The sequence below is a fragment of the Dactylosporangium salmoneum genome (assembly GCF_039532525.1).
GTDB classification, from domain to species: domain Bacteria; phylum Actinomycetota; class Actinomycetes; order Mycobacteriales; family Micromonosporaceae; genus Dactylosporangium; species Dactylosporangium salmoneum.
Window position 1 is genome coordinate 29,309 of sequence record NZ_BAAARV010000070.1, and the last position, 26,740, is coordinate 56,048.

Annotated in this window: 20 protein-coding genes; 4 read left to right on the forward strand and 16 right to left on the reverse strand. The window is 72.2% G+C overall.

What is annotated here, in order from left to right; all coding sequences use genetic code 11:
• From alaS to ABD352_RS35980, 8 genes are all read right to left on the reverse strand, one after another.
• Positions 1–2,650 (reverse strand): alanine--tRNA ligase (gene alaS, locus ABD352_RS35945; RefSeq protein ID WP_344616998.1); only part of this gene is annotated, 2,650 nt, incomplete at its 3' end.
• Entirely contained in the window at positions 2,647–2,913 is a 267-nt protein-coding gene (locus ABD352_RS35950) for a hypothetical protein (RefSeq protein ID WP_344616999.1), read from the reverse strand. The genes alaS and ABD352_RS35950, both read right to left, overlap by 4 nt.
• A gap of 39 nt (positions 2,914–2,952) precedes the next feature.
• Positions 2,953–3,399: a DUF948 domain-containing protein gene (locus tag ABD352_RS35955; RefSeq protein ID WP_344617083.1), complete on the reverse strand. Its 447-nt coding sequence runs from the start codon at positions 3,397–3,399 to the stop codon at positions 2,953–2,955.
• Positions 3,400–3,601: 202 nt separating this feature from the next.
• Complete coding sequence (locus ABD352_RS35960) at positions 3,602–4,372, reverse strand: hypothetical protein (RefSeq protein ID WP_344617000.1); 771 nt, start codon at positions 4,370–4,372, stop codon at positions 3,602–3,604.
• A gap of 2,387 nt (positions 4,373–6,759) precedes the next feature.
• Positions 6,760–8,193 carry a replication-associated recombination protein A gene (locus ABD352_RS35965; protein WP_344617001.1) on the reverse strand — a complete coding sequence of 478 codons (1,434 nt, stop codon included), beginning with the start codon at positions 8,191–8,193 and terminating at the stop codon, positions 6,760–6,762.
• Between the two features lie 25 nt (positions 8,194–8,218).
• Positions 8,219–10,048, reverse strand: a complete 1,830-nt coding sequence (gene aspS / locus ABD352_RS35970; protein ID WP_344617002.1) for an aspartate--tRNA ligase — start codon at positions 10,046–10,048, stop codon at positions 8,219–8,221.
• A 40-nt stretch (positions 10,049–10,088) separates the two neighbouring features.
• Positions 10,089–11,465 (reverse strand): histidine--tRNA ligase, encoded by a 1,377-nt coding sequence (hisS, locus tag ABD352_RS35975; RefSeq protein ID WP_344617003.1) that lies wholly within the window; start codon positions 11,463–11,465, stop codon positions 10,089–10,091.
• Between the two features lie 24 nt (positions 11,466–11,489).
• Positions 11,490–12,173, reverse strand: a complete 684-nt coding sequence (locus tag ABD352_RS35980; protein ID WP_344617004.1) for an MBL fold metallo-hydrolase — start codon at positions 12,171–12,173, stop codon at positions 11,490–11,492.
• Positions 12,174–12,375: 202 nt separating this feature from the next.
• Between ABD352_RS35980 and ABD352_RS35985 the strand changes: the two genes are divergently transcribed.
• Positions 12,376–13,293, forward strand: a complete 918-nt coding sequence (locus ABD352_RS35985) for a peptidylprolyl isomerase (protein WP_344617005.1) — start codon at positions 12,376–12,378, stop codon at positions 13,291–13,293.
• Between the two features lie 51 nt (positions 13,294–13,344).
• Complete coding sequence (locus tag ABD352_RS35990; RefSeq protein WP_344617006.1) at positions 13,345–14,217, forward strand: peptidylprolyl isomerase; 873 nt, start codon at positions 13,345–13,347, stop codon at positions 14,215–14,217.
• Between the two features lie 75 nt (positions 14,218–14,292).
• On the opposite strand, the gene ABD352_RS35995 is transcribed toward ABD352_RS35990, so the two are convergent.
• The 8 genes from ABD352_RS35995 to ruvC form a co-directional block, all read right to left on the reverse strand.
• Positions 14,293–16,815, reverse strand: coding sequence for a RelA/SpoT family protein (locus ABD352_RS35995; RefSeq protein ID WP_344617084.1), 2,523 nt, complete (start codon positions 16,813–16,815; stop codon positions 14,293–14,295).
• Between the two features lie 136 nt (positions 16,816–16,951).
• The gene (locus ABD352_RS36000; protein ID WP_344617007.1) at positions 16,952–17,476 is read right to left on the reverse strand and encodes an adenine phosphoribosyltransferase; all 525 of its coding nucleotides are present in this window, start codon (positions 17,474–17,476) and stop codon (positions 16,952–16,954) included.
• A gap of 71 nt (positions 17,477–17,547) precedes the next feature.
• Positions 17,548–18,711 carry a protein translocase subunit SecF gene (gene secF / locus ABD352_RS36005; protein WP_344617008.1) on the reverse strand — a complete coding sequence of 388 codons (1,164 nt, stop codon included), beginning with the start codon at positions 18,709–18,711 and terminating at the stop codon, positions 17,548–17,550.
• A 2-nt stretch (positions 18,712–18,713) separates the two neighbouring features.
• Positions 18,714–20,549 (reverse strand): protein translocase subunit SecD, encoded by a 1,836-nt coding sequence (secD, locus tag ABD352_RS36010; protein ID WP_344617009.1) that lies wholly within the window; start codon positions 20,547–20,549, stop codon positions 18,714–18,716.
• 81 nt (positions 20,550–20,630) lie between these two features.
• Positions 20,631–20,987, reverse strand: coding sequence for a preprotein translocase subunit YajC (yajC, locus tag ABD352_RS36015; protein ID WP_344617010.1), 357 nt, complete (start codon positions 20,985–20,987; stop codon positions 20,631–20,633).
• A gap of 123 nt (positions 20,988–21,110) precedes the next feature.
• Positions 21,111–22,175: a Holliday junction branch migration DNA helicase RuvB gene (ruvB, locus tag ABD352_RS36020; protein WP_344617011.1), complete on the reverse strand. Its 1,065-nt coding sequence runs from the start codon at positions 22,173–22,175 to the stop codon at positions 21,111–21,113.
• Complete coding sequence (gene ruvA / locus ABD352_RS36025) at positions 22,172–22,780, reverse strand: Holliday junction branch migration protein RuvA (RefSeq protein ID WP_344617012.1); 609 nt, start codon at positions 22,778–22,780, stop codon at positions 22,172–22,174. Before ruvA ends, ruvB begins: the two co-directional genes overlap by 4 nt.
• 67 nt (positions 22,781–22,847) lie before the next feature.
• Positions 22,848–23,360, reverse strand: a complete 513-nt coding sequence (gene ruvC / locus ABD352_RS36030) for a crossover junction endodeoxyribonuclease RuvC (protein ID WP_344617013.1) — start codon at positions 23,358–23,360, stop codon at positions 22,848–22,850.
• Positions 23,361–23,501: 141 nt separating this feature from the next.
• Between ruvC and ABD352_RS36035 the strand changes: the two genes are divergently transcribed.
• Both ABD352_RS36035 and ABD352_RS36040 read left to right on the forward strand, forming a co-directional pair.
• Positions 23,502–24,296 carry a 3-hydroxybutyrate dehydrogenase gene (locus ABD352_RS36035; RefSeq protein ID WP_344617014.1) on the forward strand — a complete coding sequence of 265 codons (795 nt, stop codon included), beginning with the start codon at positions 23,502–23,504 and terminating at the stop codon, positions 24,294–24,296.
• A gap of 11 nt (positions 24,297–24,307) precedes the next feature.
• Positions 24,308–26,197: a helix-turn-helix domain-containing protein gene (locus ABD352_RS36040; protein WP_344617085.1), complete on the forward strand. Its 1,890-nt coding sequence runs from the start codon at positions 24,308–24,310 to the stop codon at positions 26,195–26,197.
• The last annotated feature ends 543 nt before the right edge of the window (positions 26,198–26,740 follow it).

The following is a 26,740-nucleotide window of genomic DNA, read 5'->3' on the forward strand; positions in this document are numbered from 1 at the left end:
TCTCGACCGCCAGCAGGAGGTTCGGCGCCTCGGCCGCCGGCACGCCGCCGCCCTGAGCCAGGTCAGCGTTGCCGCCGCCCCGCCCGGACAGCGCGCCCTTCACCAGGTCACCCGCGGAGAGGCCGCGCGACTTGCCGGCCGCGTTCACCGCGACGACCAGCGACGCCTTGCCGCCCGCCCGCGAGGTCACCGCGACCACCGCCGGGCGCTCGGCCGGGATGCGGCCCCGGATCTCCTGCACCAGCGTGCGCACCTCGTTGGCCGAGGTGCCCTCGGGCGCCTCGGTGGCCACGAGGGCCACCCCGCGCACGTCCCGGGCCGAGTCGGCCAGGCCGGCCGCGCCGGAGAGGACCAGCTGCGTGCGCAGCTTCTCCAGCTCCCGCTCGGCGTCGCGCAGCTGCGCCACCGTCTGCTCCACCCGGTCGGCGACCTGGTCGCCGGGGACCCGGAAGAGCTCGGCCAGGCGCGAGACGAGGACGTGCTCGCGGGCGAGGTGGCCGAAGGCGTCGAGGCCGACGAGGGCCTCGACCCGCCGTACGCCGGAACCGACCGACGCCTCCGAGAGGATCTTCACCAGGCCGAGCTGCGACGAGCGCTCGACGTGGGTGCCGCCGCACAGCTCGCGGGCGTAGTCGCCGACCTCGACGACCCGGACCTCGTCGCCGTACTTCTCGCCGAAGAGGGCCATCGCGCCGAGCTTGCGGGCCTCCTCCTGCGACGTGATGAACGCGTGCACGAGGAGGTCGCGCAGGAGTACCTCGTTGACCTGCTGCTCCACGTCGTGCAGGACGCTCGCGGGGACCGCGGACGGCGTGTTGAAGTCGAAGCGCAGCCGGCCCGGCGCGTTCAGCGAGCCCGCCTGGGTCGCCGACTCGCCGAGGAAGTTGCGCATCGTCTGGTGGATCAGGTGGGTCGCGGTGTGCGCGCGGGAGACCGCCCGGCGCCGGTCGACGTCGATCTCGGCAAAGGCGGTGTCGCCCGCGCGGACCTCGCCGGCGAGCACCTTCGCGCGGTGCACGACGAGGCCGGGCAGCGGCGACTGCACGTCGAGCACCTCGACCTTGCCGCCGCCGAAGGTGATGACACCCAGGTCGGCGAGCTGGCCGCCGCTCTCGGCGTAGAAGGGGGTGGCGTCGAGGACGATCGAGACCTCTTCGCCCTCGCCGGCGACCGGGGCGCCCAGCAGGGAGCGCACCCGCGTTTCGCGGGAGACCTCGCGGTACCCCGTGAACTCCACCGGGCCGCCCTGCTCCAGCGCCGAGCGGTAGACGGACAGGTCGGCATGGCCGGTCTTGCGCGCCTGCGCGTCGGCCTTGGCGTTGGCCTTCTGCTCGGCCATGAGCCGGCGGAAGCCGTCCTCGTCCACCTGCAGGCCCTGCTCGGCCGCGATCTCCAGCGTCAGGTCGATCGGGAAGCCGTACGTGTCGTGCAGCTGGAACGCCTTGTCGCCGGCGAGCACCTTCCCGCCCTTGGACTTGGCGTCGGTCACCGCCAGGTCGAGGATCGTGGTGCCGGCGCTGAGCGTGGCCAGGAAGCGCTCCTCCTCGCCGTACGCGTACTGCGAGATCCGGTCGTACTCGGCCGCGACCTCTGGGTAGGACGGCGCCATGCAGTCGCGGGCGATCGGCAGCAGCAGCGGCAGCGCCGGCCCCTCCTGCCAGCCCAGGAGGCGCATCGAGCGGATGGCCCGGCGCAGGATGCGACGCAGCACGTAGCCGCGGCCCTCGTTGGACGGGATGACCCCGTCGGAGATGACCATGAGGGCGGTGCGCACGTGGTCGGCGATGACCCGCAGGCGTACGTCGTCCGGGTGGCTCTCCGCGGCGACGTGCGAGACCGCCTGGCCGTACCGCTTGCCGGTCAGCTCCGCCGCCTTGGCCAGGATCGGCTTGACCTCGTCGATCTCGTACAGGTTGTCGACGCCCTGCAGCATGGAGGCGATGCGCTCCAGGCCCATGCCGGTGTCGATGTTCTTGTTGGGCAGGTCACCGACGATGTCGAAGATCTCCTTCGACTTCACGTTGGTGATCTCGTGCTGCATGAAGACGAGGTTCCAGTACTCCAGGTAGCGATCCTCGTCGACCTCCGGCCCGCCCTCCTTGCCGTAGGCGCCGCCCCGGTCGTAGTAGAGCTCGGAGCAGGGGCCGGCCGGGCCCGGGATGCCCATCGACCAGAAGTTGTCCTTCTTGCCGCGGCGCACGATCCGCTCGGCCGGCAGCCCGGTGCGCCGCCAGATGTCGATGGCCTCGTCGTCGTCCAGGTAGACGGTGGCCCAGATGCGCTCCGGGTCGAGCCCGAACCCGCCCTTGTCCGCCGGGTTGGTCGACAGCTCCCAGGCCAGCTTGATGGCGCCTTCTTTGAAGTAGTCGCCGAAGCTGAAGTTGCCGTTCATCTGGAAGAAGGTGCCGTGCCGGCTGGTCTTGCCGACCTCGTCGATGTCGGGCGTGCGGATGCACTTCTGGACGCTGGTGGCGCGGGTGTACGGCGGGGTGCGCTGGCCGAGGAAGAACGGCACGAACTGGACCATGCCCGCGTTGATGAACAGCAGGTTGGGGTCGTCGACGGCGGGCAGCGGGGCGGAGGGCACCACCGTGTGCCCGTTGGCCTCGAAGTGCGCCAGGTAACGTCGCTTGATCTCGGCGGTTCTCATCGGTCCTGCCGGCCTTCCGGGTATAGGTCCTCGTCCAGGGTCAAGCCTTCGGCGAACGCGGCGTGGATCTCGGCCTCGCGCTCTGCCATGCCGTCGCGCACGTCGTCGACGAACCCGCGCACGCTGGCCGCCAGGCCCACAGCCGAGTCGCGCGCCGATGCCGCGATGCCCTGCGGGGTGAAGGCCTGAGCCTTCTTGGTGACGGCCCGCACCACCAGTGCCCCGACGGCGAGTCCGATTCCGAGCCACAGCAGACGCCGCATGGCTCTCGCCCTTTCTACGATATTGGATGTTGTACCGCGTCAGCCCCGCCGGCGACGCTGCTTGATCTGCTCACGCACCTCGGCCTCGTCCGCCTCGCGGCGCCGGTTCGCGGCGGCCTTGCGCACGCCATACCCGAACGCGGCGACCTTCACCAGCGGGTTGGCGGCGGCCGCACTGACCACCGTGGACAGGTTCGCAACGTTCGCGCTCACGTGCGACACGTTTTCGGTGATCGTGTCGATCCGGGCGAGCTGCATGTTGACCCCGTCGAGGGTCGTGTGGACCTGCGTCAGCGCGGTGTTCACGTTGTCGATCGTGGTGTTGACCCGCTCCAGCATCGGCGTGGTCTGGTTGGCGGCGTCGCGCAGCGCATCGGTTGCCGCGTCGATGGTGTGCCGAGCCCGCAGGATCGGCACGGCGAGCACGAGCACGAGCACGAAGAACCCACCCGACGCCACCAGCGCCGCGATACCGCCAAGGGACACGGTCACGCCGTTTCCTCCTTCACCGCATTGACCTTCACCCGTGTGGAAGCGCATTTCCAACGGAGGAACCCTACCCTCCGTGATGCGGGGCCGCGCTTCGACCGGCCGCTGCGGCCGCTTTTCGGCCGCACCGACCCGGTTCTGTAGTCCACTCCCGGCCAATCACACGGGTTGTTCCCCGGTTTCCGGGCTCGCTTCGGGGTCAGGGGCCGTCCTGGCCGCCGCCCCCCGGGTCGTAACTGATCCGGTTGAAGACCTTGATGGTCGTCACCGCGAGCGGGCAGATCGCCGCGGGCGCGGCCGTCCCGCCGTCGCCGTCGCCGGGCGGAGGCGCCGACGGCGAGGGCGCCGCCGCCGAGGAGGCCGCCTTCGTCGGCGGCTTGGCGGTGGCCGACTTCCCGCCGGACGGCACCGGCGCCGGGCTGATCGTGGGCCGCGTCCCCTTCACGTCGCAGACGGCCGCGCGCACCCAGAGGTCGAGCACGTACTCGTCGCGCTGCCAGCACGTCTCGATCCCGTCGACCCCTTCGGCCTGGCAGTCGGGGATGTTCCACTCGATCCACCCGGCGTCGCGCAGCTTCCCGACGAACGCCCGGTTGGTCTCCTCGGGCCCGCGCGCCGACTCCCACGTCCGCTGCCGCGACCGGCACTCCCGGATGCACCACCGGCTCCCGAGCGCCCCGTCGGCCGCGTTCCGCGCCGCCCACTCGGGCAGGTGCAGGTCATCGAGCTCCACGAACACCGGATCGCGGGACAGCTCCCGGATCACGAAGAACATCGCCGGCGCCAGCACCACGGCCAGCACGACGAAGATCACGGTCGCGTACCTGAGCTGCCGCACCCGCTTCGCCTGCGCCCGCTGCAACAGCCCGAACGGCGCGATCTGCGTCGTCGACTCCCAGTCGAAGGCCATCGGCGAACTGGCCGTGCCGCGGTACGTCACCGGGTTGGGATCGAACCGCGCCAGGTCCACGAACGGCTTCGGCGGCGGCCCGTCGCCCGGGAACCGCCCGCCGGGCGTGCGCCCGCCCCCGTACGGACCCGGCCTCCCGCCGGGACCGCCCGGCCCACCCGGTCCACCGGGTCCGCCCGGCCCGCCGCGCTGACCGGGCCCGCCACTCGCGCCGGGTCCGCCGGACCTGCCGCGCTGACCGGGCCCACCACCGGCGCCGGGTCCGCCCGGTCCCCCAGGTCCGCCGCTCGCGCCGCGCCCGCCAGGTCCACCGGGTCCGTCGGGCCGCCCGAGCTCCCCGGAACTGCCGCCGCGACCACCCTGAGCACCGGAAGCGTTGCCGCCCCGCTGCGGGCCGGGACCACGGCCTTCCCCGCTGCGCTCGCCACCGCGCACATCACCCGTGCGCGCGTCACCGCCACGGGGGTCGCCACCGCGCGGCTCGCCACCACGAACGTCGCCCGTACGCGAGCCGCCGCCCCGCACGTCCCCGGTGCGCGCGTCGCCACGGACGTCACCGGTGCGCGCGTCGCCACGGACGTCACCGGTGCGCGCGTCGCCGCCCCGTGCATCACCGCCACGGACATCGCCACTGCGCGGCTCGCCACCACGAACGTCGCCCGTACGCGAGCCGCCGCCCCGTGCATCACCGCCACGGAGGTCGCCACTGCGCGGCTCGCCACCACGAACCTCACCGGTACGCGGGCCGCCGCCGCGGATGTCGCCGCTGTGCAGGTCGCCACTGCGCGGGTCGGGCACGCGGGGTTCGGCGCCGCGGGGAGCGGCTCCCGGGCCGGTGCGGAACGCGGCGGGCTCGTCGGGTTCGGCCGCGCGGCGGCGCCCGCCGCCGGAGGCCCGGCCCGATTCGGCAGCCCGGCCGGCGCCGGCCTGTCCCGGCTCGCCCGAGCGCGGCTCTGGAAGCGCGTGGGCCGCCCGACGGGCGCCGCTCGGCGACTCGTGCTGCTCGTCGTCCCGCGCACGCCGACGCCCGCCGGTGGACGACTCCTGCGCCTCGTCCCCGGACCCACGCCGGCCGGTGGGCGACTCCGCCTCCGGACCGCCGGACGCCCGCCGCCGCCCGCCCGTCGGAGATTCCTGCTCCTGGCCACCAAAAGCACGCCTGCCGCCAGTCGCGGACTCCTGCTCCTGGCCACCGAAAGCACGCCGACCGCCGGTCGCAGACTCCTGCTCCTGGCTACCGAAGGCCCGCCGGGCGCCGGGCGGGGATTCCTGTTCCTGGGCACCGGAGGGTCGCCGGCCGCCGGTGGGTGGCTCCGCCGCGGAGCGCCAGGACTCGGCGTCCTCTCGGGCGGCCCTGCGTCCGCGCCGTGACCCGTCCGGCATACCCGAAATATCGGGCGTGGTGGAAGCGTCCGGCATGCCCGATGCGCCCGCGGACGGTGCGGAAGAATCCCCGGAGGGCCCCGCCAGGCCGCTGAACCGCGTTGCCCCGCCGGACGGGGCCGAGGCACCGCCATAGGAGGCGCCGCCCGAAGCCGACCGACCGGGCGGCACGGCCGCGCCGCCCGAAGCCGACGCACGCCCGGACGCCCCGGCGCCGCCGGAAGCCGGCGCGCGACCGGATCCCCCGGCACCACCGGGCGGAGTGCCCGCGCCGCCGGAAGCCGGCGCGCGACCGGATCCCCCGGCACCACCGGGCGGAGTGCCCGCGCCGCCGGAAGCCGGCGCGCGACCGGAAGCCCCAGCGCCGCCGGGCGGAGTGGCCGCGCCGCCGGAGGCCGACGCGCGACCCGAAGCCGCGGCACCGCCGGGCGGAGTGGCGGCGCTGCCGTATGCGGTGCCGCCGGACGCCGCCGGCGAGCCCCCGCCCGAGGCCGGGCCGCTGGGGGCCGTGCGGCGGGACCCGGCCGGCGACTCGCGCACGGCATCGCGCAGCGCCCGCCAGTCCTGGGGCGGCTGCTCCCCCTCGGGGCCGGGACGGGAACGCTCGCCATCCCGGGGCGGCCGCCAGGCCTGCGGCGGCTCGGCGGCGCCCCGCTGGGGTGCCACCGGCGCGGCCCCCGCACCGGGCGGGCCGGAAGACGCGTCGCGGTCGCCCTTGCGCGGCAGCCGCCAGGCCTGAGTCGGCTCCGCTCGGGGCGGCGGCGGGCCCTCGGGGGCCGGGCCGGACCCGGAGGGGGCCGAAGGAGCGGGCGCCGAAGGCGGACGGCCGAACGGCGGCGGGCCGGGCTGGGCCGGGATCGGGGCCTGCGGCGGCGCCGGGCGCCGCGGGTTCACCTGATCGAGCACGTCGGCGGCGGGCGCGGGGCCGAAGCCGCCCAGGTCGTCGCCGCCGGGCTCGGGGCCCGCGCTGCGCAGCTCCGCCAGCCAGCCCAGGTCCTCGTCGCTCGGGCCCACTTCGGCCTTGCCGCGGCCGCGCCGCTTCTTGGCCTCGTCCCGACCCGATGTCACCGGCGCCGCTCCTCCGTGCTGTTCGGTTCCGAAGCGTCACCCGCCTCGACAGACGCTACGGTCCCCCGCACGATACGCCGCAGCTTGGGCAATCGTTCCGCCACGGCGCGCTCTGCGCCATGGCCCGTAGGGCGGTAGTACTCCCGGTCGCCAAGCCCTTCCGGGGCGTACTGCTGCTGCACCACGCCCATGGGGTGATCGTGCGGGTAGCGGTAGCCCTTCCCGTGCCCCACCCGGCTCGCCCCGCTGTAGTGGGAATCGCGTAAATGCGCGGGAACTGCACCGCCGTGCCCGGCCCGCACGTCGGCCATCGCGGCGTTGATGGCGGCGACGACCGCGTTGGACTTCGGGGCCAGGGCAAGATGGATCACGGCCTGGGCGAGGACGATCTGGACCTCGGGAAGTCCGACGTACTCCACGGCGTGCGCGGCCGCGGTGGCGATCGGCAGCGCGGTCGGGTCGGCCATGCCGATGTCCTCGCTGGCCGAGATGACCATCCGCCGGGCGATGAACCGGGCGTCCTCCCCCGCCGTGATCATGCGGGCGAGGTAGTGCAGGGCGGCGTCGACGTCCGAGCCGCGGATGCTCTTGATGAACGCGCTGACCACGTCGTAGTGCTCGTCGCCGTCGCGGTCGTAGCGCAGCGCGGCCACGTCGACCGCCTTCTCCGCCGTGGCGAGGTCGATGCTCGGGCTGCCCTGCGCGATCGCGGCGCCCGCGGCGGCCTCGAGGGCGGTGAGGGCCTTTCGCACGTCGCCGCGGGCCAGCCGTACCAGATGCGCCTCGGCATCGTCGTCCAGCGTCACGGCGCCGTCCAGGCCCCGCTCGTCGGTCACCGCCCGGCGCAGCAGCGCCCGCACGTCGTCGTCGGTGAGCGGCTGCAACGTGAGCAGCACGCAGCGCGACAGCAGGGGCGAGATGACCGAGAAGTACGGGTTCTCGGTGGTCGCGGCCAGCAGGGTCACCGTGCGGTCCTCGACGGCGGCGAGCAGCGAGTCCTGCTGGGTCTTGCTGAACCGGTGGACCTCGTCGATGAACAGCACCGTCGGCGGGCCGCCACGGCGGCGCTCGCGGCGCGCGGTGTCGATCACCGCGCGGACGTCCTTGACCCCGGCGGACAGGGCCGAGAGGGCCACGAAGCGCCGGTCGGTCGCGCCGGCCACCAGGTGCGCGATGGTCGTCTTGCCGGAGCCGGGCGGGCCCCACAGGATCACCGACATGGGCGAAGCGCCGCCGACGAGCTGGCGCAGGGGCGCGCCCGGGGCCAGCAGGTGCTGCTGGCCGACGAGCTCGTCGAGGCTGACCGGGCGCATCCGCACCGCGAGCGGCGAGTCGGCCGCGACGTCGGTGAAGCCACCGGGTGCGACCGGGTTCTCTTGTGGAGGGACCCAGTCGCCGCCCGGTGGTTGAACTTCAAACAAGCCGTCCACGGGCCCAGACCCTACAGTCCGGAGCTCACTTCGAGCGCTCGACCGGGACCTTGACGTCGGCGGACGCGGGCGCGGGGGCCTTCGGCTTGGCGTCGACGCCCGCCTCGGCCCGCTGCTCGGCCGTGATCGCCGTGGGCGCGCCGGTCAGCGGGTCGTAGCCGCCGCCCGTCTTCGGGAAGGCGATGACCTCGCGGATCGAGTCGGCGCCGGACAGCAGCATGCAGATGCGGTCCCAGCCGAAGGCGATGCCGGCGTGCGGCGGCGGGCCGTACTTGAACGCCTCGAGCAGGAAGCCGAACTTGTCGGCGGCGTCCTCGGCCGTGATGCCGAGCATGTCGAAGACCCGGCGCTGCACGTCGCCGCGGTGGATACGGACCGAGCCGCCGCCGATCTCGTTGCCGTTGCACACGATGTCGTAGGCGTAGGCGAGGGCCTCGCCCGGCGCCTCCTCGAACCGGTCGATCCAGTCCCTGTTGGGCGAGGTGAACGGGTGGTGCACCGCGGTCCAGCCCTTCGCCCCGCCGCCGGTGCCGCCGGCCTCGGGGTCGGTCGGCTCGAACATCGGCGCGTCGACGATCCAGCAGAACGCCCACGCGTTCTCGTCCACCAGGTTGGCCCGCTTGGCGATCTCGACGCGGGCCGCGCCCAGCAGCTCCTGGGCCCCGCGGCGGTCGGTCGAGGCGACGAAGAAGACGGCGTCGCCCGGCTTGGCCCCGACCGCGTCGGCCAGGCCGGCCAGGTGCGCCTCCGAGAGGTTCTTGGCCACCGGGCCGCGGGCCTCGCCGGTCTCGGCGTCGAGGACCACGTAGGCCAGGCCCTTGGCGCCGCGCGCCTTGGCCCAGTCCTGCCAGCCGTCGAGCTCCTTGCGGGTCTGGGCGGCGCCGCCGGGCATCACGACCGCGCCGACGTAGCCGCCCGCGTCGATGGCGCCGGCGAACACGCGGAACTCGGTGCCGCGCAGGTACTCGGTCAGCTCGGTGAGCTCCACGGAGTACCGCAGGTCGGGCTTGTCGGAGCCGTAGCGCGCCATGGCGTCGTGCCAGGTCAGGTGCGGGATCGCGCCGGAGATCTCGTGCCCGGCGAGGTCGGACCAGAGCGCGCGGACGATCGACTCGCCCAGCTCGATGATGTCGTCCTGGGTCACGAACGACATCTCGATGTCCAGCTGGGTGAACTCCGGCTGGCGGTCGGCCCGGAAGCCCTCGTCGCGGTAGCAGCGGGCGATCTGGTAGTAGCGCTCCAGGCCGCCGACCATGAGCAGCTGCTTGAACAGCTGCGGCGACTGGGGCAGCGCATACCAGGTGCCGGGCTGCAGGCGCACCGGCACCAGGAAGTCGCGGGCGCCCTCCGGCGTGGAGCGGGTCAGCGTCGGCGTCTCGACCTCGACGAAGTCGCGCTCGGCGAGCAGGTTGCGGGCGATCTGGTTGGCCCGGCTGCGCAGCTTCATCGCCTTGTGCGGGCCCGAGCGGCGCAGGTCGAGGTAGCGGTAGCGGTAGCGCACGTCGTCGCTGGCCGCCTCGCCGTCGTCGATCGGCAGGGGCAGCGGCGCGGCCTCCGAGAGCACCTCGAGCCCGGTGGCGACCACCTCGACCTCGCCGGTGGGCAGGTCGGTGTTCTCGTTGCCGGCCGGGCGGGCCCGCACGTCGCCGGTGACGAGCACGCAGTACTCGTTGCGCAGCGCGTGCGCGGCCTCCATCTCCTCGCGGAAGACCACCTGGACGACGCCCGAGGCGTCGCGGAGGTCGACGAAGATGACCCCGCCGTGGTCGCGGCGGCGGGCCACCCAGCCGGCCAGCGTCACGGTCGTTCCGGCGTCGGCGCCACGCAGGGTGCCGGACTCATGGGATCGGATCACGGGGTCTCCTTCGGCGAACTACGCAAGACGCCCCATTCTTTCACTGCAGGGTCGGGGCCATGTCCGCGGCCGGGGGGTTCCACTCGCCGCTGTCCGCGGCCACCTGCTCGCCCGAGCGGATGTCCTTGACCTGGTCGCCACCTTCCGCGGAGGCGCTGGCCGGGAACCACACGAACGGGATGCCCCGCCGCTCGGCGTAGCGGATCTGCTTGCCCAGCTTGGCCGGCACGGGCGCGACCTCGGTGGCGATCCCCCGGGCGCGCAGGGCGGCGGCGATGCGGTTGCTGGCCGCCCGCTCCTCCTCGCTCCACAGCGCGACGAGCACCGCGGTCGGCGTGGGCCGGCTCACGGCCAGGGCGTCGCTGTCGAAGAGCAGGCCGAGCAGGCGGGACACGCCGATGGAGATGCCGACGCCGGGGAAGACGTCCTTGCCGGCACTCGCGAGGTTGTCGTACCGGCCGCCGGAGCAGATCGAGCCGTACTGCTCGTAGCCGGCCAGCTCCGTCTCGTACACGGTGCCGGTGTAGTAGTCGAGCCCCCGGGCGATCTTCAGCGTGGCCTCGACCAGCCCCGGCGAGTGCTCGCGGGCGGTCTCCACGACGGCGGACAGCTCCGCGATGCCCTCGTCCAGCAGCGGGTGCTCGACGCCGAGGGCGCGCACGGCGTCGGCGAAGGACGTGTCCTGCGAGCGGATCTCGGCCAGCGCCAGGCAGGCCTTGGCCTGCGACTCGGTCCCGCCGGCCCCGATGATCAGCTCGGCCACGGCATTCGGGCCGATTTTGTCCAGTTTGTCGACTATCCTCAGGATTTCCTCGGGATCCTCCAGGCCGAGGCCACGGTAGAAGCCCTCGCAGAGCTTCCGGTTGTTCACCATGATCCGGACGGCCGGAATCGGCAGCGAGCGCAGCGCGTCACCGATGACCAGGGGGATCTCGGCCTCGTAGTGGGGCGGGAGGGTGTCCCGGTCGACGATGTCGATGTCGGCCTGGAGGAACTCCCGGTAGCGGCCGGCCTGCGGCTTCTCGCCCCGCCACACCTTTTGGATCTGGTACCGCCGGAAGGGAAACTGCAGCTTGCCGGCGTTCTCGAGGACATAACGGGCGAACGGAACGGTCAGGTCGAAGTGCAACCCCAGGCTCACCTCGTCGTCTGCGCCCAGTCTGGCTCCGCCGGGCTCCGCGCTGGCGGACCCGGACTGGGCCCCTTCGACAGCCTGGAGCCGCCGGAGGATGTACACCTCCTTGGAGGTCTCCCCCTTGCGCAGCAGCTGGTCGAGCGGCTCGACCGCGCGGGTCTCCAGCGGCGAGAAGCCGTAGAGCTCGAACGTGCGGCGCAGCCGGTCCAGGACCTGCTGCTCGGCGAGGCGCTCGGCGGGGAGCCACTCCGGGAAGCCGGACAGCGGCGTGGGTCGGGTCATGGGTCTCTACCAGCTCTCTCGGTCTCAGAAGCCCCGCCGGGGCGCCTGCAGCGCCTCACGAAGATACGGGTTGTGGGCCCGCTCACGTCCGATGGTGGTCTCGGACCCGTGGCCGGGCAGGACGACCGTGTCGTCGGGCAGGGTCAGCACCTTGTCGCGCAGGCTCGCCATCATCTGCGCCATGCTTCCGCCCGGCAGGTCGGTGCGGCCGATCGAATCGCGGAAGAGCACGTCGCCGGAGAAGACCAGCCGCTCGCCCTCGTCTTCGCCGCGGAACATCACGGAGCCGCGCGTGTGCCCGGGCGCGTGGTCGACGGTCAGCTCCAGCCCGGCCAGCTTCAGCACGAGGCCGTCGTCGAGCGGCTTGACGTCCTCCGGCTCGCTCCAGGCCAGCCGCCCGCCGAAGAGCGAGGTGAGGTCCGCGCTGAGGCCCTTGGCCGGGTCGGCGAGCATCTCGCCGTCGTCCGGATGGATGTAGGCGGTGATTCCACGGGCCTTGCAGACCGGGGTGACGGAGAACGTATGGTCGAGGTGACCATGCGTGAGCAGCACCGCAACCGGCTGGAGCCGATGCTCGGCGATGACCTCGTCGAGCCGATCGGCGACCCCGATGCCCGGGTCGACGATGACGCACTGCTCTCCCGGCGCGGGGGCCACGACGAAGCAGTTGGTCCCGAACGCCTCGGCGGGGAACCCGGCTATCAGCACGGGGGTGCTCCTCCCTGTCGATGTCCCGCTGACGCCCGGCTGCGACGGGCGTCAAACCAAAGCGGGCAGCAGGTAGACCCTATCCGGAGGTCAGGCACAGCGAACCGTGACCGGGCGGCGACCCGCATTCCGGGTTCTACCCGTACACTCTGGCGGGCGTGTGACGTGGCACCCAAATGTACTTTCCTGGAGGGGAGCACCGGTGGCTTCCAGTAAGAGCCGGCAGCGCGCTTTGGCGCGGGCCAAGGCCGAACGACAGATCGCCCGGCGGGCAGCGGCGGCACGCCGCCGTCGCCAGTGGCAGGCAGGAATTGGCAGCGCCGTGGTGCTCGCGCTGCTCGTCCTGTTGGTGGTCTGGAAGACCGGCGGCTTCTCCTCGACCCCCGCCAGGGTCGCGGACTGCGCATACACCTCCGTGGACGCGGGCAGCGGCGTCACCGACGTCGGCAAGCCGCCGACGAACGACGTGGTCAAGAACGGCGTCAAGACCATGACGATCAGCCTCGGCCAGGGCACCGTGACCGCCAAGCTCGACCCGAGCAAGGCGCCGTGCACGGTCAACAGCTTCACCTACCTGGCCGGCAAGAACTTCTTCAACAACACGACCTGCCACCGGGTGACCGACGCGATCCTGCAGTGCGGCGACCCGTCCGCCACGGGCAGCGGCGGCCCGGCCTACCGCTTCCCGAACGAGAACGTGCCGTCGCCGATGGCCCCGTCGGCGGCCCCGAGCGCGGACGCGGCCCCCTCGGCCGACGCGAGCACCAACGCGCTGTACCCGATGGGCACCATCGCGATGGCGCACTCGGCGCAGCCGGACAGCAACAGCAGCCAGTTCTTCCTGGTCTTCAAGGACGTGCAGTACCCGGCCGACTACACCGTCTTCGGCACCATCACGGGCGGCCTGGACGTGCTGCAGAAGATCGGCCAGACCGGCACCGCCGACGGCTCGGCCGACGGCAAGCCCAAGGAGGACGTGAAGATCAGCTCGCTGACCGTCACCGACACCGCGCCGGACGAGTCCCAGCCGACCCCGGTCCCCTCGACCTCGGCGGCGCCGTCCACGGCGCCCGGCACCTCGGCCGCTCCCTCGGCCGGCACGCCGAGCAGCAAGTCGTAGTCGTAGTCGTAGTCATCCCATCCCTTCCCTGTTGAGCAAGGAGTACAGACCGTGACCACCAACCGGGACCGCCAGCGCGCTGCAGCGCGTGCGCGGCTGGAGCGGGAGATGGGCGTACGCGCCGAGCAGTCCCGGCTCCGGCGGCGTCGGAACACGACGATCGCCGCTGGGGCGGGCGCCCTGATCGTGCTGCTCGCCGCGGCGTGGGTGGTCATCGCGGTGACCAGCAACGGCGACAAGAAGGAACAGGCCGCGGCCGACCCCTCGGCCACGCCGACGACCTGCTCGTTCCTGCCGCTGGCCGACCCGAGCGCCTCCGCCTCGCCGGACCCGGAGACGGCCAAGTACACCAAGGACGTCGGCATGCCCCCCGCCACCGGCGAGGCCCGCACCGGCACCCAGACGATGACGCTGGACACCTCCGTCGGCACCATCAAGGTCGAGGTCGACACCGCCCACGCGCCGTGCGCCGCGGAAAGTTTCACCTACCTGGCGAGCAAGAAGTTCTTCGACAACACGAGCTGCCACCGCCTCGTGCTGCAGCAGGTGTACGTGCTGCAGTGCGGCGACCCGTCCGGCACCGGCTACGGCGGCCCGAGCTACCGCTACGCGCAGGAGAACCTCCCGACGGACAAGCGTCCGGCCTACGGCGAGGGCGTGGTCGCGATGGCGAACAACAGCCAGCCGGCGTCCACGGGCAGCCAGTTCTTCATCGTGTACAAGGACATCGAGGACAGCGCCCAGCTCCAGCCGGCCTACACGGTCATCGGCCGCGTGACCGAGGGCCTCGACCTGGTCAAGAAGGTCGCCGCGGCGGGCGTGCAGGCCGGGCCGTCGGCCGACCCGTCGACCCCGCCCGCCGAGGGCAAGCCGAAGACCGAGGTGAACATCAAGTCCCTGACGATGAGCGCCCCGCAGCCGTAACCAGCTCAGACGAAATGAGGGGCGCCCCCGCGTGGGGGCGGCCCTCATTTCGTCTCAGGCGCCGCAAGCGACGTCTCAGGCGCCGGACGTGACCCGGTAGGCGTCGTAGACGCCGTCGATGCGCCGCACGGCCGCCAGCAGGTGGTTGAGGTGCTTCGGGTCCGCCATCTCGAACGAGAACCGGCTGATCGCCACCCGGTCGCGGGTCGTGGTGACCGTCGCGGACAGGATGTTGACCTTCTCGTCGGACAGCACCCGGGTCACGTCGGCCAGGAGCTTGTGCCGGTCGAGGGCCTCGACCTGGATGGCCACCAGGAAGGTCGACGCGCTCGTCGGCTTCCAGCTGACCTCCAGGACCCGCTCGGGCTGCTCCTTGAGGTCCGCCGCGTTGGCGCAGTCGTCGCGGTGCACGCTGACCCCGCCGGAGCGCGTCACGAAGCCGAACACCGCGTCCCCGGGGACCGGCGTGCAGCAGCGGGCCAGCTTGATCCACACGTCGTCGACGCCGAGGACCTCCACGCCGGGGTCCGAGGCGGCGGTACGCGTCCGGGCCGGTCGAGTGGGAATCGCCGTCTCGGCGATGTCCTCGACCGCACCCTCCTCGCCGCCGTAGCCGGCCACCAGCCGCTGCACGATGGACTGCGCCGAGGCCTGGCCGTCGCCGACCGCGGCGTAGAGGGCGGCCACGTCGGTGAGGTGCAGCTCGCGGGCGATGGTCATCAGCGACTCGGACGTGAGCAGGCGCTGCAGCGGCAGCCCCTGCTTGCGCATCGCCTTGACGATCGCCTCCTTGCCGGCCTCGATCGCCTCCTCGCGGCGCTCCTTGTTGAAGTACTGCCGGATCTTGGTGCGGGCCCGGGGGCTCTTGACGAAGCCCAGCCAGTCCTGCGTGGGGCCGGCGGTCTCCGACTTCGACGTGAAGATCTCGATCACGTCGCCGTTGGACAGGGTGCTCTCCAGCGGCACCAGCTTGCCGTTGACCCGCGCCCCGATGCACTTGTGCCCAACCTCGGTGTGCACCGCGTAGGCGAAGTCGACCGGGGTGGAGCCGGTGGGCAGCGCGATGACGTCGCCCTTGGGCGTGAAGACGTACACCTCCTGGCTGGACAGGTCGAAGCGCAGCGCGTCGAGGAACTCGCTCGGGTCGCTCGCCTCGCGCTGCCAGTCCAGCAGCTGCCGCAGCCAGGTCATCTCGTCGATGTGCGCCGGCGGGCCGGCGATCGTGGCGTTCTTCGTCTCCTTGTAGCGCCAGTGCGCGGCGATGCCGTACTCCGCGGTGCGGTGCATCGCGTAGGTGCGGATCTGCAGCTCGACGGGCTTGCCGGTGGGTCCGATGACCGTCGTGTGCAGCGACTGGTACATGTTGAACTTCGGCATGGCGATGTAGTCCTTGAACCGGCCCGGCACGGGCTGCCAGTTCGCGTGGATCACACCGAGCGCCGCGTAGCAGTCGCGCACCGTGTCGACCAGGATGCGCACGCCGACCAGGTCGTAGATGTCGCCGAAGTCGCGGCCGCGCACGATCATCTTCTGGTACACGGAGTACAGGTGCTTCGGCCGGCCGGTGACCTCAGACTTGATCTTGGCAGCCTTGAGGTCGTTGGCCACCTTCTGGGTCACCGTGCGCAGCAGGGAGTCGCGCTGGGGCGTGTGCTCGGCGATGAGCCGGCTGATCTCGTCGAAGCGCTTGGGGAACAGCGTGCGGAACGCCAGGTCCTCCAGCTCCCACTTGATCGTGTTCATGCCCAGGCGGTGGGCCAGCGGGGCCAGGATCTCGAGCGTCTCCTTGGCCTTCTGCTCCTGCTTGGGGCGGGGCAGGAAGGTCAGGGTGCGCATGTTGTGCAGCCGGTCGGCGAGCTTGATCACCAGCACCCGCGGGTCCTTGGCCATGGCCACGACCATCTTGCGGATCGTCTCGGCCTTGGCCGCGTCGCCCAGCTTGACCTTGTCGAGCTTGGTCACGCCGTCGACGAGCAGCGCCACCTCGCCGCCGAAGTCGACCTGCATGCGCTCGATCGTGTACTCGGTGTCCTCGATCGTGTCGTGCAGCAGGGCGGCGACCAGCGTGGTGGTGTCCATACCCAGGTCGGCGAGGATGGTGGCGACGGCGAGCGGGTGCGTGATGTAGGGGTCGCCGGACTTGCGGTACTGCCCCTTGTGGAAGTGCTCGGCCATGTCGTAGGCCCGCTGGAGCAGGCGCACGTCGGCCTTCGGGTGGCTGGCCTTGTGCTGGGCGATCAGCGGCTCCAGCACCTCGCTGACCGAGGGGCTCTGCCAGGGCGCGTTGAAGCGGGCCAGCCGGGCCCGCACCCGGCGGCCGGTCGGCGCGGCGCCCACGATGCCGGCGACGGCGCCCGTGACGCCCCCGGCCGCATCGGTCAGGTCTTCGGTGTCCTCGCCGAGGATCTCCTCGGGCGGGCGGCGCCCGGCCCCCGACCCGGTCGACCCGCCGGGCCGGTCGGTGGACCGGCGCTGGGGGGTGCCGTTGGGGGCGACGGGGAACTGCAGCACCACGCCGCCCGCCTCCGCCGTCTCCGGCGGGCCAGCTTCGCGGACGTCCTGCGGTTCATCCTGCACGTGGTCGACCGTACCCTCCATGGGGGGTGCGATGTCGCCGGTCACCGGCCGCTCCTCACGCCGACAACGTTTCGAACCGCAAGCTTACCCGGCCCCGCCGGGATTTCCTGTTAGCGGACAGGCCCGCAACTGCGTGGAAACGCCTGAGCAACGCCCCTCAGACGGTCAACAGGGCATGAACCGGGCGCGGGGCAAGCCGGGACCGCCCATCGAGGAACGACAGCTCCAGCACGACGCTGAAGCCGCTGACCCGCCCGCCGGCCTGCTCGATGAGCCCCAGGGTGGCGGCGGCGGTGCCGCCGGTGGCCAGCACGTCGTCGACGAGCAGCACCCGCTCCCCCGCCATGAAGGCGTCGGCGTGCACCTCGAGGGTGGCCTCGCCGTACTCCAGCGCGTAGCTCGCCGACACGGTGTCCCGGGGCAGCTTGCCGGCCTTGCGGATCGGCACCACGCCCCGGCCGGTGGCGTAGGCGATGGCGGCGGCGACCACGAACCCGCGGGCCTCGATCCCGGCCACCACGTCGAAGCTGTCCACCCCCTGCACGGCGATGATCGCGTCGATCGCGGCGGCGAAGGCCGGCCCGTCGGCGAAGAGCGGCATGAGGTCCTTGAACACGATCCCGGGCTTCGGGAAGTCGGGGACGTCCAGCACCTTGCTCGCGACCAGCTCGGCGATCTCCACCCGGGGCTCCTCCCGACAAAAGCGAACGGGCGCCGCATGCGCGGCGCCCGTCGATTCTCACAGCCCTTCGGCTACCGCCGAGCGCCGCCCCCACTGGGACGGCCGCCCGCGCGGGGTCGCTTGCCCTGGCCGGGCCGGGCCGCCGGGCGCGCGCCCGGCCGGGGCGCCGCGCCGGCCAGCTCCGAGCGCTCGACCGCCGCCTTCGCGCCGACCGGCACCCCGTCGCTGTCCAGGGCCGGGCTCTTGGCCCGCTGCGCCTGCTCCTTGGCCTGCGCCACGCGCTTGTTCTGGATCCGGTTGGCGTGCTGCTGCAGCCGCGGCTCGCGGCTCTTGAGCTCGGCCAGCACGGGCGTGGCGAAGAAGATGGACGAGTACACCGCGACGCCCATACCGATGAAGAGCACCAGGCCGAGGTCCTTCAGCGTGCCGGCGCCCAGCAGGCCGGCGCCGATGAAGAGCAGGCCACCGACCGGCAGCAGTGCCACCAGGCCGGTGTTGATGGAGCGCATCAGCGTCTGGTTGACCGCCAGGTTGGCCGCCTCGGAGTACGTCATCGTGCTGGAGCCGGTGATGCCCCGGGTGTTCTCCTGCACCTTGTCGAACACCACGACGACGTCGTAGAGCGCGAAACCGAGGATCGTCAGGAAGCCGATGACGGTCGACGGGGTGACCTCGAAGCCGACCAGCGAATACACGCCGCCCGTCAAGATCAGGTCGAGCAGCAGCGAGGCGACCGCGGCCGCGGCCATCCGCCACTCGAACCGGGCGATGAGGTACACCAGCACGGCGGCGAGGAAGATCGCGAGGCTCAGCGCCGCCTTGTTGGTGACCTGGCCGCCCCACGAGGTGCTCACCGCGCTGTCGCTGATCTGCGACGTGTCGATGTTGAAGTGCTTGGCGACCGAGTCCTTGATCTCCGTCTGCCGGGCGGCGTCGTTGATCAGCTCGGTCTTGATGATGTACTGGCTGTCGCCGACCGTCTGCCCGGTCTTGACCGAGACGCCGGCGTCGGTGAACGCCTGCTCCACCTGGTCCAGCGTGCCGACCTTGACCGGCACGTTGTACTGGTTGCCGCCCTCGAACTCGATGCCGAGGGTGAAGCCGCGGACCAGCATGCTCGCGATCGCGATCGCGATCGCCACGCCGGCGACGATGAACCAGACCTTGCGGCGGCCCACGATGTCGACGCCGGCCTCACCACGGTAGAGCCGGGCTGCGATGCCACTGGCGCTCATCGTCAGGCCTCCTTCGGGCGGTTACGACGGGTCGCGGAGCCCGCGTCGGTCGCCGGGGCGTGCTCCAGCACGCGCCCGAGACCACTGACCCTCGGTGACAAGAATGCCTTGCTGCGAGCGAAGAGCGTCATGATCGGATGGCGGAAGAGGAACACCACCACGAGGTCGAGGATCGTCGCCACGCCCAGGGCGAAGGCGAAGCCCTTGACCGAGCCGATCGAGACGAAGTAGAGGATCGCCGCGGCCATCAGGGTGATCGTGTTGGCCGAGATGATCGTGCGGCGGGCCCGGACCCAGGCGCGCGGCACCGCGCTGCGTGGGCTTCTGCCGTCGCGGATCTCATCTTTGAGCCGTTCGAAGTAGATGACGAACGAGTCAGCGGCCACACCGAGGGAGACGATGAATCCCGCGAAGCCGGCGAGGCTCAGCGTGAAGCCGATCCAGCGGCCCAGGACGATCAGCGCCATGAAGACCAGCACGCCGGAGAGCAGGAGGCTGATCATGATGACGCCGCCGAGCAGCCGGTAGTAGAAGAACGAGTAGAGCACGACCAGCAGCAGGCCGATGCCGGCGGCGAGCAGGCCCGCCTCCAGGTGGGAGCTGCCCAGGGTGGCCGAGATGCTCTGCGCGTCCTGCGACTTGAACGACAGCGGCAGGGCGCCGTAGTTGAGCTGGCTGGCCAGCAGCTGAGCCTCGCTCTTGGTGAACGTGCCGCTGATCTCCGCGTCGCCCGGGATCACGTTCTGGATCGTCGGGGCCGAGACCACATCGTTGTCGAGGACCACGGCGACCTGCTTGCTGTCGGTGCCGTTGTTGTAGGCCTCGCGGGTCAGGTCGGTCCAGCGGTTCTGCCCGTCGCTGTGGAAGGACAGGTTGACCGTCCACTTGCCGTTCTGCGAGTTGATGCCGGAGCTGGCCTTCGACACGTCGGTGCCGAGGACCTTGGCCACGTCGAGCTGGTACTTGACGCCGGGGCCGCAGGCGACGACCTGCTCCTTCTCGCTGCGGATCGAGCCGACGGGCCGGTGGTTGAGCTTGTCGCAGTTGATGTACGGGATGTTGTACTGCATCGAGGTCGGCAGCACGGCGACCTCGTCCGGCGTCAGGTCCTTGAAGCCCTTGTACTGGTCGGCCTTGTCCGGCGCCTGGCTGAAGTCGACGGGCGACTGCTCGGCGAGCGCGGCGGCCCAGACGCTGGCACCGAGCTTCTTCTGCACCGCGGCGCGCTGGGTGGCGACGTCCGGGGCGACCGACTCCGACGCGGAGGCCGAGGCGCCCGCGGCGGCCTCGCTGCCACTAGGCGTCGGGGTGGCCGAGGCCGACGGCGCCGCCGAGCTGGCCGGCGGCTGGGCCGAGGCGGACCCGCTCGGGGAGGCCGGCGCCGAGGCGCTGGGGGAGGCCGGCGTGCTGGGCGAGGCCGACGGGTTGGTCGCGCCGGTGTCGCTGGTCTGGTTGAGCACCGTGCGGAAGCGCAGCTCGGCGGTCTGGCCGATCTGCTTCAGCCGGTCGTCGCTCTTACCGGGCAGGGAGACGACGATGTTGTTGTTGCCCTCGACGACGACCTCGGCCTCGGCGACGCCCAGGCCGTTGACCCGCTGGTCGATGATGCGGCGGGCGGTCTCCATCTGGTCCTGGGTGGGCGGCTTGTTGCCCTCCAGGTTCTGGGCCTGCAGCGTGACCGTGGTCCCGCCGATCAAGTCAAGGCCGAGCTTGGGCTCGAGCCGGTCACGCCATCCGCCCTTGCCGCCGAACCATACGATGGCGGCGAGCACGATGAAGATGGCGGCCAGCACTGCGAGCTGGCGGCTCGGGCGCATCGGTGCCTGAGGTTGTGCCACGGCTGTCGGGTCTCCCTACACGACGCCGGCGGGGTTCGCGCGGCGTGAATGTTTCAACAGAGCGGGCTTACGAGCGGGACTTCAGTCGGCGTCCGTCGTGGAGGAACCCGACTCGTCGGACTCCTCGTCGGCGGTGTCCTCGTCGACGGCCGCCTTCTTGTTGACCTTGCCGATGGCCGCACGGGCGTACTTGGCGGTGACGCCCGGCGCGATCTCCAGGAGCACGGTGTCGTCGACGATCTCGACCACCGTGCCGTACAGCCCGCCGACGGTCACGACCTCGTCGCCGATGCCCATTGCGGACTGCATGTTCTCGACCTCGCGGCGGCGCTTCTGCTGCGGGCGGATCATGAGGAAGTACACGAAGGCCGCGAAGGCGACGACGACGAGGAGCGGAAGTGCGCTGCTGCCGCCCGAGTTGGCGTCGGCGAAAAACACGAGTGGTGGCCTTCCCTGTTCGAGTTGACTGCATCCGCGCAGCGGATCGCGGCGAGTCTAGTCGGTGTGTCGGAGACCACGCAGACCGGCATCTGTCACGGTCGTATCACGACACGCCGGGAGCTAAGGCTCCAAGCTGAACAGATCCGGTGTTTGTGACAAGCCGCTTGCGGGATTTCCGCCCCCGACGGTACCAGCGGGAGCTGGGATTCCAACGTGGCGCCATGCGCTTGCCGTGGCCACACGGCCACGTGGAGTGCGTGCGATGAGGCCCGAACGCAGCAGGAACGGCTCGCAGACCTCCTCCACCGTATCGGGCTGCTCACCGACGGCGACCGCGAGGGTGGACAGGCCGACCGGCCCGCCGCCGGCCCGCAGCAGGGCCATGAGCACGGCGCGGTCCAGCCGGTCGAGGCCGAGATCGTCGACGTCGTACACCCGCAGGGCGGCCCGGGCCGCCCTCAGGTCGACCACGCCGTTGCCGCGCACCTCGGCGTAGTCGCGGACCCGGCGCAGGAGCCGGTTGGCGATGCGGGGGGTGCCCCGGGAGCGCCGCCCGATCTCCACCGCCCCCTCCTCCATGATCGGTACGTCGAGAATCCGCGCCGACCGCGAGATGATCTGCTCCAGCTCCTCGGGCTCGTAGAACTCGAGCTGCCCGACGAACCCGAAGCGGTCCCGCATCGGGCCGGTGAGCAGGCCGCTGCGGGTCGTGGCGCCGACCAGCGTGAACGGCTCGACGTCGAGCGGGATGGCGGTCGCGCCGGGGCCCTTGCCGACCACCACGTCGACCCGGAAGTCCTCCATGGCGCTGTACAGCAGCTCCTCGGCCGGCCGGGCGATGCGGTGGATCTCGTCGATGAACAGCACGTCGCCGTGCTGCAGGCTGGTGAGCACGGCGGCCAGGTCGCCGGCCCGCTCGATGGCCGGCCCGCTGGTCATCCGCAGCCCGGCGCCCAGCTCGGCGGCGACGATCATGGCCAGCGTGGTCTTGCCCAGCCCCGGCGGGCCGGACAGCAGGATGTGGTCGGGCGGACTGCCTCGGCGCAGCGCGCTCTGCAGCAGCAGGTGCAGCTGCTCGCGGACCCGGTGCTGGCCGATCAGCTCGCTCATCCGCTTCGGGCGGACGGACTGGTCGGCGACCGCGTCCTCGTCGGAGGCGAACGCGCTGATCAGGGGGTCGGTCATCGCAGGGTGCCCAGCATCCGGATGGCCTGCTTCAGCAGGACCGGCACGGGCGGCGTGGTCCCCCCGTCGAGCTGCTCGGCGACCGCGGACACCGCCTGGTCGGCCTGGCCGGCGGTCCAGCCGAGCCCGACGAGGGCCTGGCGGACCTGGTCGTGCCACAGCGCGCCGGCCCCGACGCCGACCAGCGCCGCGCCGTCGCCCGGCAGCGCACCGATCTTGTCGCGCAGCTCCAGCACCAGGCGCTCGGCCCCCTTCTTGCCGATGCCGGGGACCCTTGTCAGCGTGGAGGTGTCGCCGCCGGAGATTGCCCGCCGTACGACATCAGGGGTATGGACGGACAGGACGGCCTGGGCGAGGCGGGGCCCGACCCCGGTGGCCGTCTGCAGGAGCTCGAAGAGCTGCCGGGCCTCGTCGTCGGCGAAGCCGTAGAGGGTGAGCGAGTCCTCCCGGACCACCAGCGACGTGGCCAGCCGGGTCTCGGTCCCCACCCGGAGGTCGGCCAGCGTGTGCGCGGAGCACTGCACGAGCAGCCCGACGCCGCCGACCTCGATGACCGCGCCCTCCGGCGACACCGCCATCACCTTGCCGCGAACGCTCGCGATCACCGGGCCCTCCTCAATGCGGCACCCAGGCGCTCGCGCGCCCCGCCCCGCCAGACGCGAACGCTCGCGATCACCGGGCCCTCCTCAATGCGGCACCCAGGCGCTCGCGCGCCCCGCCCCGCCAGACATGACAGATGGCCAAGGCTAAGGCGTCGGCGGCGTCGGCCGGGCGCGGCGCCACCTCGAGTCGCAGCAGCTTTGTCACCATCGCGGTGACCTGTGCCTTGTCGGCGTTGCCGTTGCCGCTGACGGCCGCCTTGACCTCGCTCGGGGTGTACATCTGCACGGGCAGGCCGGCCCGCGCGGCGGCGAGGATGGCCACCGCCCCGGCCTGCGCGGTCCCCATCACGGTGCGCACGTTGTGCTGGCTGAAGACCCGCTCCACGGCGGCGCTCTCCGGCTCGTGCTCGGCCACCACCTCGGCCAGGCGCCGGTCGAGCTTGAGCAGCCGCAGCGACAGGTCCATGTCGGGGTCGCTGCGGACCACCTCGACGTGCACGAGCTTGCAGGGGCGCCCCGGCAGGCCGTCGACCACCGCGACGCCGCACCGGGTCAGCCCCGGGTCGACCCCGAGCACGCGCACCCGACACCCCCTCATACGTGTGTTCGACACCCTAGCGGACGATCGTGAAGGACCTTCGCCACGACACACACACCGAAGGGCCGAAAGGTATGTGGGTGGCCCCCATGGGACGGGCGCGCCAAGCCTCGTACGTTTCCCGCCATGACGACGCCACACCCCGTTTCCCCGCAGCACGTGGTCGCCCTGGACCTCCGGGGACGCACCGCGCTGGTCACCGGGGCCGGCAGCGGCATCGGCCGCAGCGTGGCGGCGCGCCTGGCCGCCGCCGGGGCGCGCGTGGTCGCCGTGGACCGCGACGCGGAGCCGCTCAAGACGCTCGCCGACGAGGCCGGCGTGGTCCCCGTCGTGGCCGACCTGGCCGACCTCGACGAGATCGAGCACCGCCTGGCCGGGCACCTCGACGCCGACGTCCTGGTGAACAACGCCGGCCTGCAGCACGTGGCGCCGCTGGAAGAGTTCCCGCCGGAGCGCTTCGGCTACATCCAGGCCGTGATGGTGGCCGCCCCCTTCCGGCTGGTGCGGGCCGTGCTGCCGCACATGTACGCCGGGAACTGGGGCCGCATCGTGAACATCTCGTCGGTGCACGGCCTGCGCGCCTCCCCCTTCAAGGCCGCGTACGTGACCGCCAAGCACGCCCTGGAGGGCCTGTCGAAGACGGTCGCCCTGGAGGGCGCGCCGCACGGGGTCACCGCCAACTGCATCAACCCCGCCTACGTGCGCACCCCGCTGGTCGAGGGGCAGATCGCCGACCAGGCCCGCACCCACGGCATTCCCGAGTCCGAGGTCGTCGAGAAGATCATGCTGACCAGCGCGGCGGTCAAGCGGCTCATCGAGCCGGCCGAGGTCGCCGAGCTCGTCGCCTACCTCTGCACCGACGTCGCGGGCTTCATCACGGGCACTTCGCTGTCGATCGACGGCGGCTGGACCGCACACTAGGGCGTGTGACGATGCTGGAGTACCTCGAGCTGCTGGCCCGTGAGGCGGCCGCCGTCGAGTTCGAGGGCCCGCTCGTCGCCGCCCGCAGCGCCGGCCTTCCGCCCGATCGGATCGACGAGCTGGAGCAGGCCAAGGTCGTGGCCCTGCGCGTGCGCGCCCTGCTGGAGCGGCGCCGGCGGCGCGAGGAGGAGCTCTCCGGCCTCTTCGACACCGCCAGCGACCTGGCCGGCCTGCGCGACGTTGACGCCGTGCTGGCCGCCATCGTGCACCGCGCGAGGACGCTGCTCGGCGCGGACGTGGCCTACATGACGCTCAACGACGAGGCCCACGGCGACACGTACATGCGGGTGACCGACGGCTCGATCTCCGCCCGCTTCCAGGCCCTTCGCCTGCCCATGGGGGCCGGCCTCGGCGGGCTGGTCGCGCAGACCGGCAGCCCCTACGTGACCGCCGACTATCCGCGCGACGCCCGCTTCCGGCACACCGGCGACATCGACGCCGGCGTGGGCGAGGAAGGGCTGGTGGCGATCCTCGGGGTACCGCTGCGGCTCGGATCCCGGATCATCGGCGTGCTCTACGCGGCCAACCGCTCCGCCCGCCCCTTCGCCCGCGAGGAGGTGTCGCTGCTCGTCTCCCTCGCCGCCAACGCCGCCGTCGCGATCGACACCGCCCGCCTCCTCGGCGAGACCCAGGCCGCCCTGGAGGAGCTGTCCGCCGCCAACGGCGTCATCCGCGCGCACAGCGACTCGGTCGAGCGCGCCGCCGCCGCTCATGATCGAATGACCGCACTCGTACTGCGGGGAGCCGGCGTCGAGGACGTCGCCGCGGTCGTCGTCGAGGTCCTCGGCGGCTCCCTCCTCGTCCTGGACGCCGAGAACCGCACGCTCGCCCTGGTCGGCGAGCTGGCCCAGCCGGACCCCAGCGCGATCGCCGAGGCCCTGGCCGCCTCCCGCACCGAGGGCCGCAGCGTCCGCCGGGGTCAGCTGTGGCTGGCCGCCGTCGTCGCGGGCGCGGAGAACCTCGGCGCCCTGGTCCTGCGCCCCGACAGCTCCCTGGTCGACGCCGACCAGCGCATCCTCGAGCGCGCCGCCGTCGTCACGGCGCTGCTGCAGCTGTTCCGCCGTACCGTCGCCGAGGCCGAAGGCCGGGTCCGCGGCGAACTCCTCGACGACGCCATCACCCGCCCGGTCCGCGACGCCGACGCGCTGCGCGCCCGGGCCAAGCGCCTCGGCGTGGACCTCGACGCCCCGAACGTCCTGGTCGCCATCGGCGCCGAAGCCCTCACCGGCGGCTCGATCCGCCAGCGGGCCGTCTCGTGGGCCCAGACCTACGCCCAGACCCGGTCCGGCCTCGCCGCCGCCCGCGACGGCCACGTGGTGCTGCTCATCCCCGGCGACAACCCTGGCGCCGCCGCCCGCCTGGTCGCCCGCGACCTGGGCAAGCTCCTGGCCCGCCCGGTGACCGCCGGCGCGGGCGGCCCGGCCACCACCCCGGAGGCGATCGCCGCCGCCTACCGCGACGCGGACCGCTGCGTCACCGCCCTGACCGCACTGGGCCGCACCGGCACCGGCGCCAGCACGGCCGAGCTGGGCTTCGTGGGGCTGCTGCTGGGCTCGGCCCCGGACGGACGCGACCGGGACGTGCGCGCCTTCCTCGCCAGCACCATCGGCCCGGTCGTCGACTACGACGCCCGGCGGGGCACGGCCCTGGTGAAGACCCTGGAGTCGTACTTCGGCGTGGGCGGCAGCCTGGCCCGGGCTGCTGAGGTGTTGCACGTCCACGTCAACACGGTCACGCAGCGCCTCGAGCGGATCGCACAGCTCCTCGGCCCGGACTGGCAGAAGCCGGAACGCGCCCTGGAGGTTCAGCTGGCCCTGCGCCTGAACCGGTTGCAGCAATAACGCGGCATCTGTTCGCGTTGCCCGCGCCGACCATTGAGCACCGCCCGCTCCCGAACGCCTCCCACCGCCGCGGGTTTTTCGCCACCGAGCTGCGAATCGCGAGCACGGCCCCGGCCGGGTCATGAAAATGCTCTGCGGCCCGATGCGCCACAGACCACGCTCATCGGCGCGAGGCCCATCGCGACATTGAGTGATCGGCGGTGGAGCGGCCGGGCGCAATAGACAATGGCGTCCTGGCATGCCTGGCATTGTCGAACGACGAGTGCAATGCGTCGGCGGCCGCATCTTGCTGGTCACGGCTGCACGTATTGCCGCGCGCCGCACCGGCGGGTGTGTAGCGCCGTTCGTCTCGTGCGGCGCGGGATGTATGACCTGCTCAGGTGGCATGACAGGCGGCGGCGGCTCGTGTGCTGGGGTGTCGCCACGCACGCGGCGCAGTCGCTCCGCGTGCCGCCTGGCCAAGCCCCAGGCTCGATGTCGAGCATGTTCCTTGCGAAACTGCTCATTTGTCGGAGAATAACGACGCGACCTCGTCCGATCGCG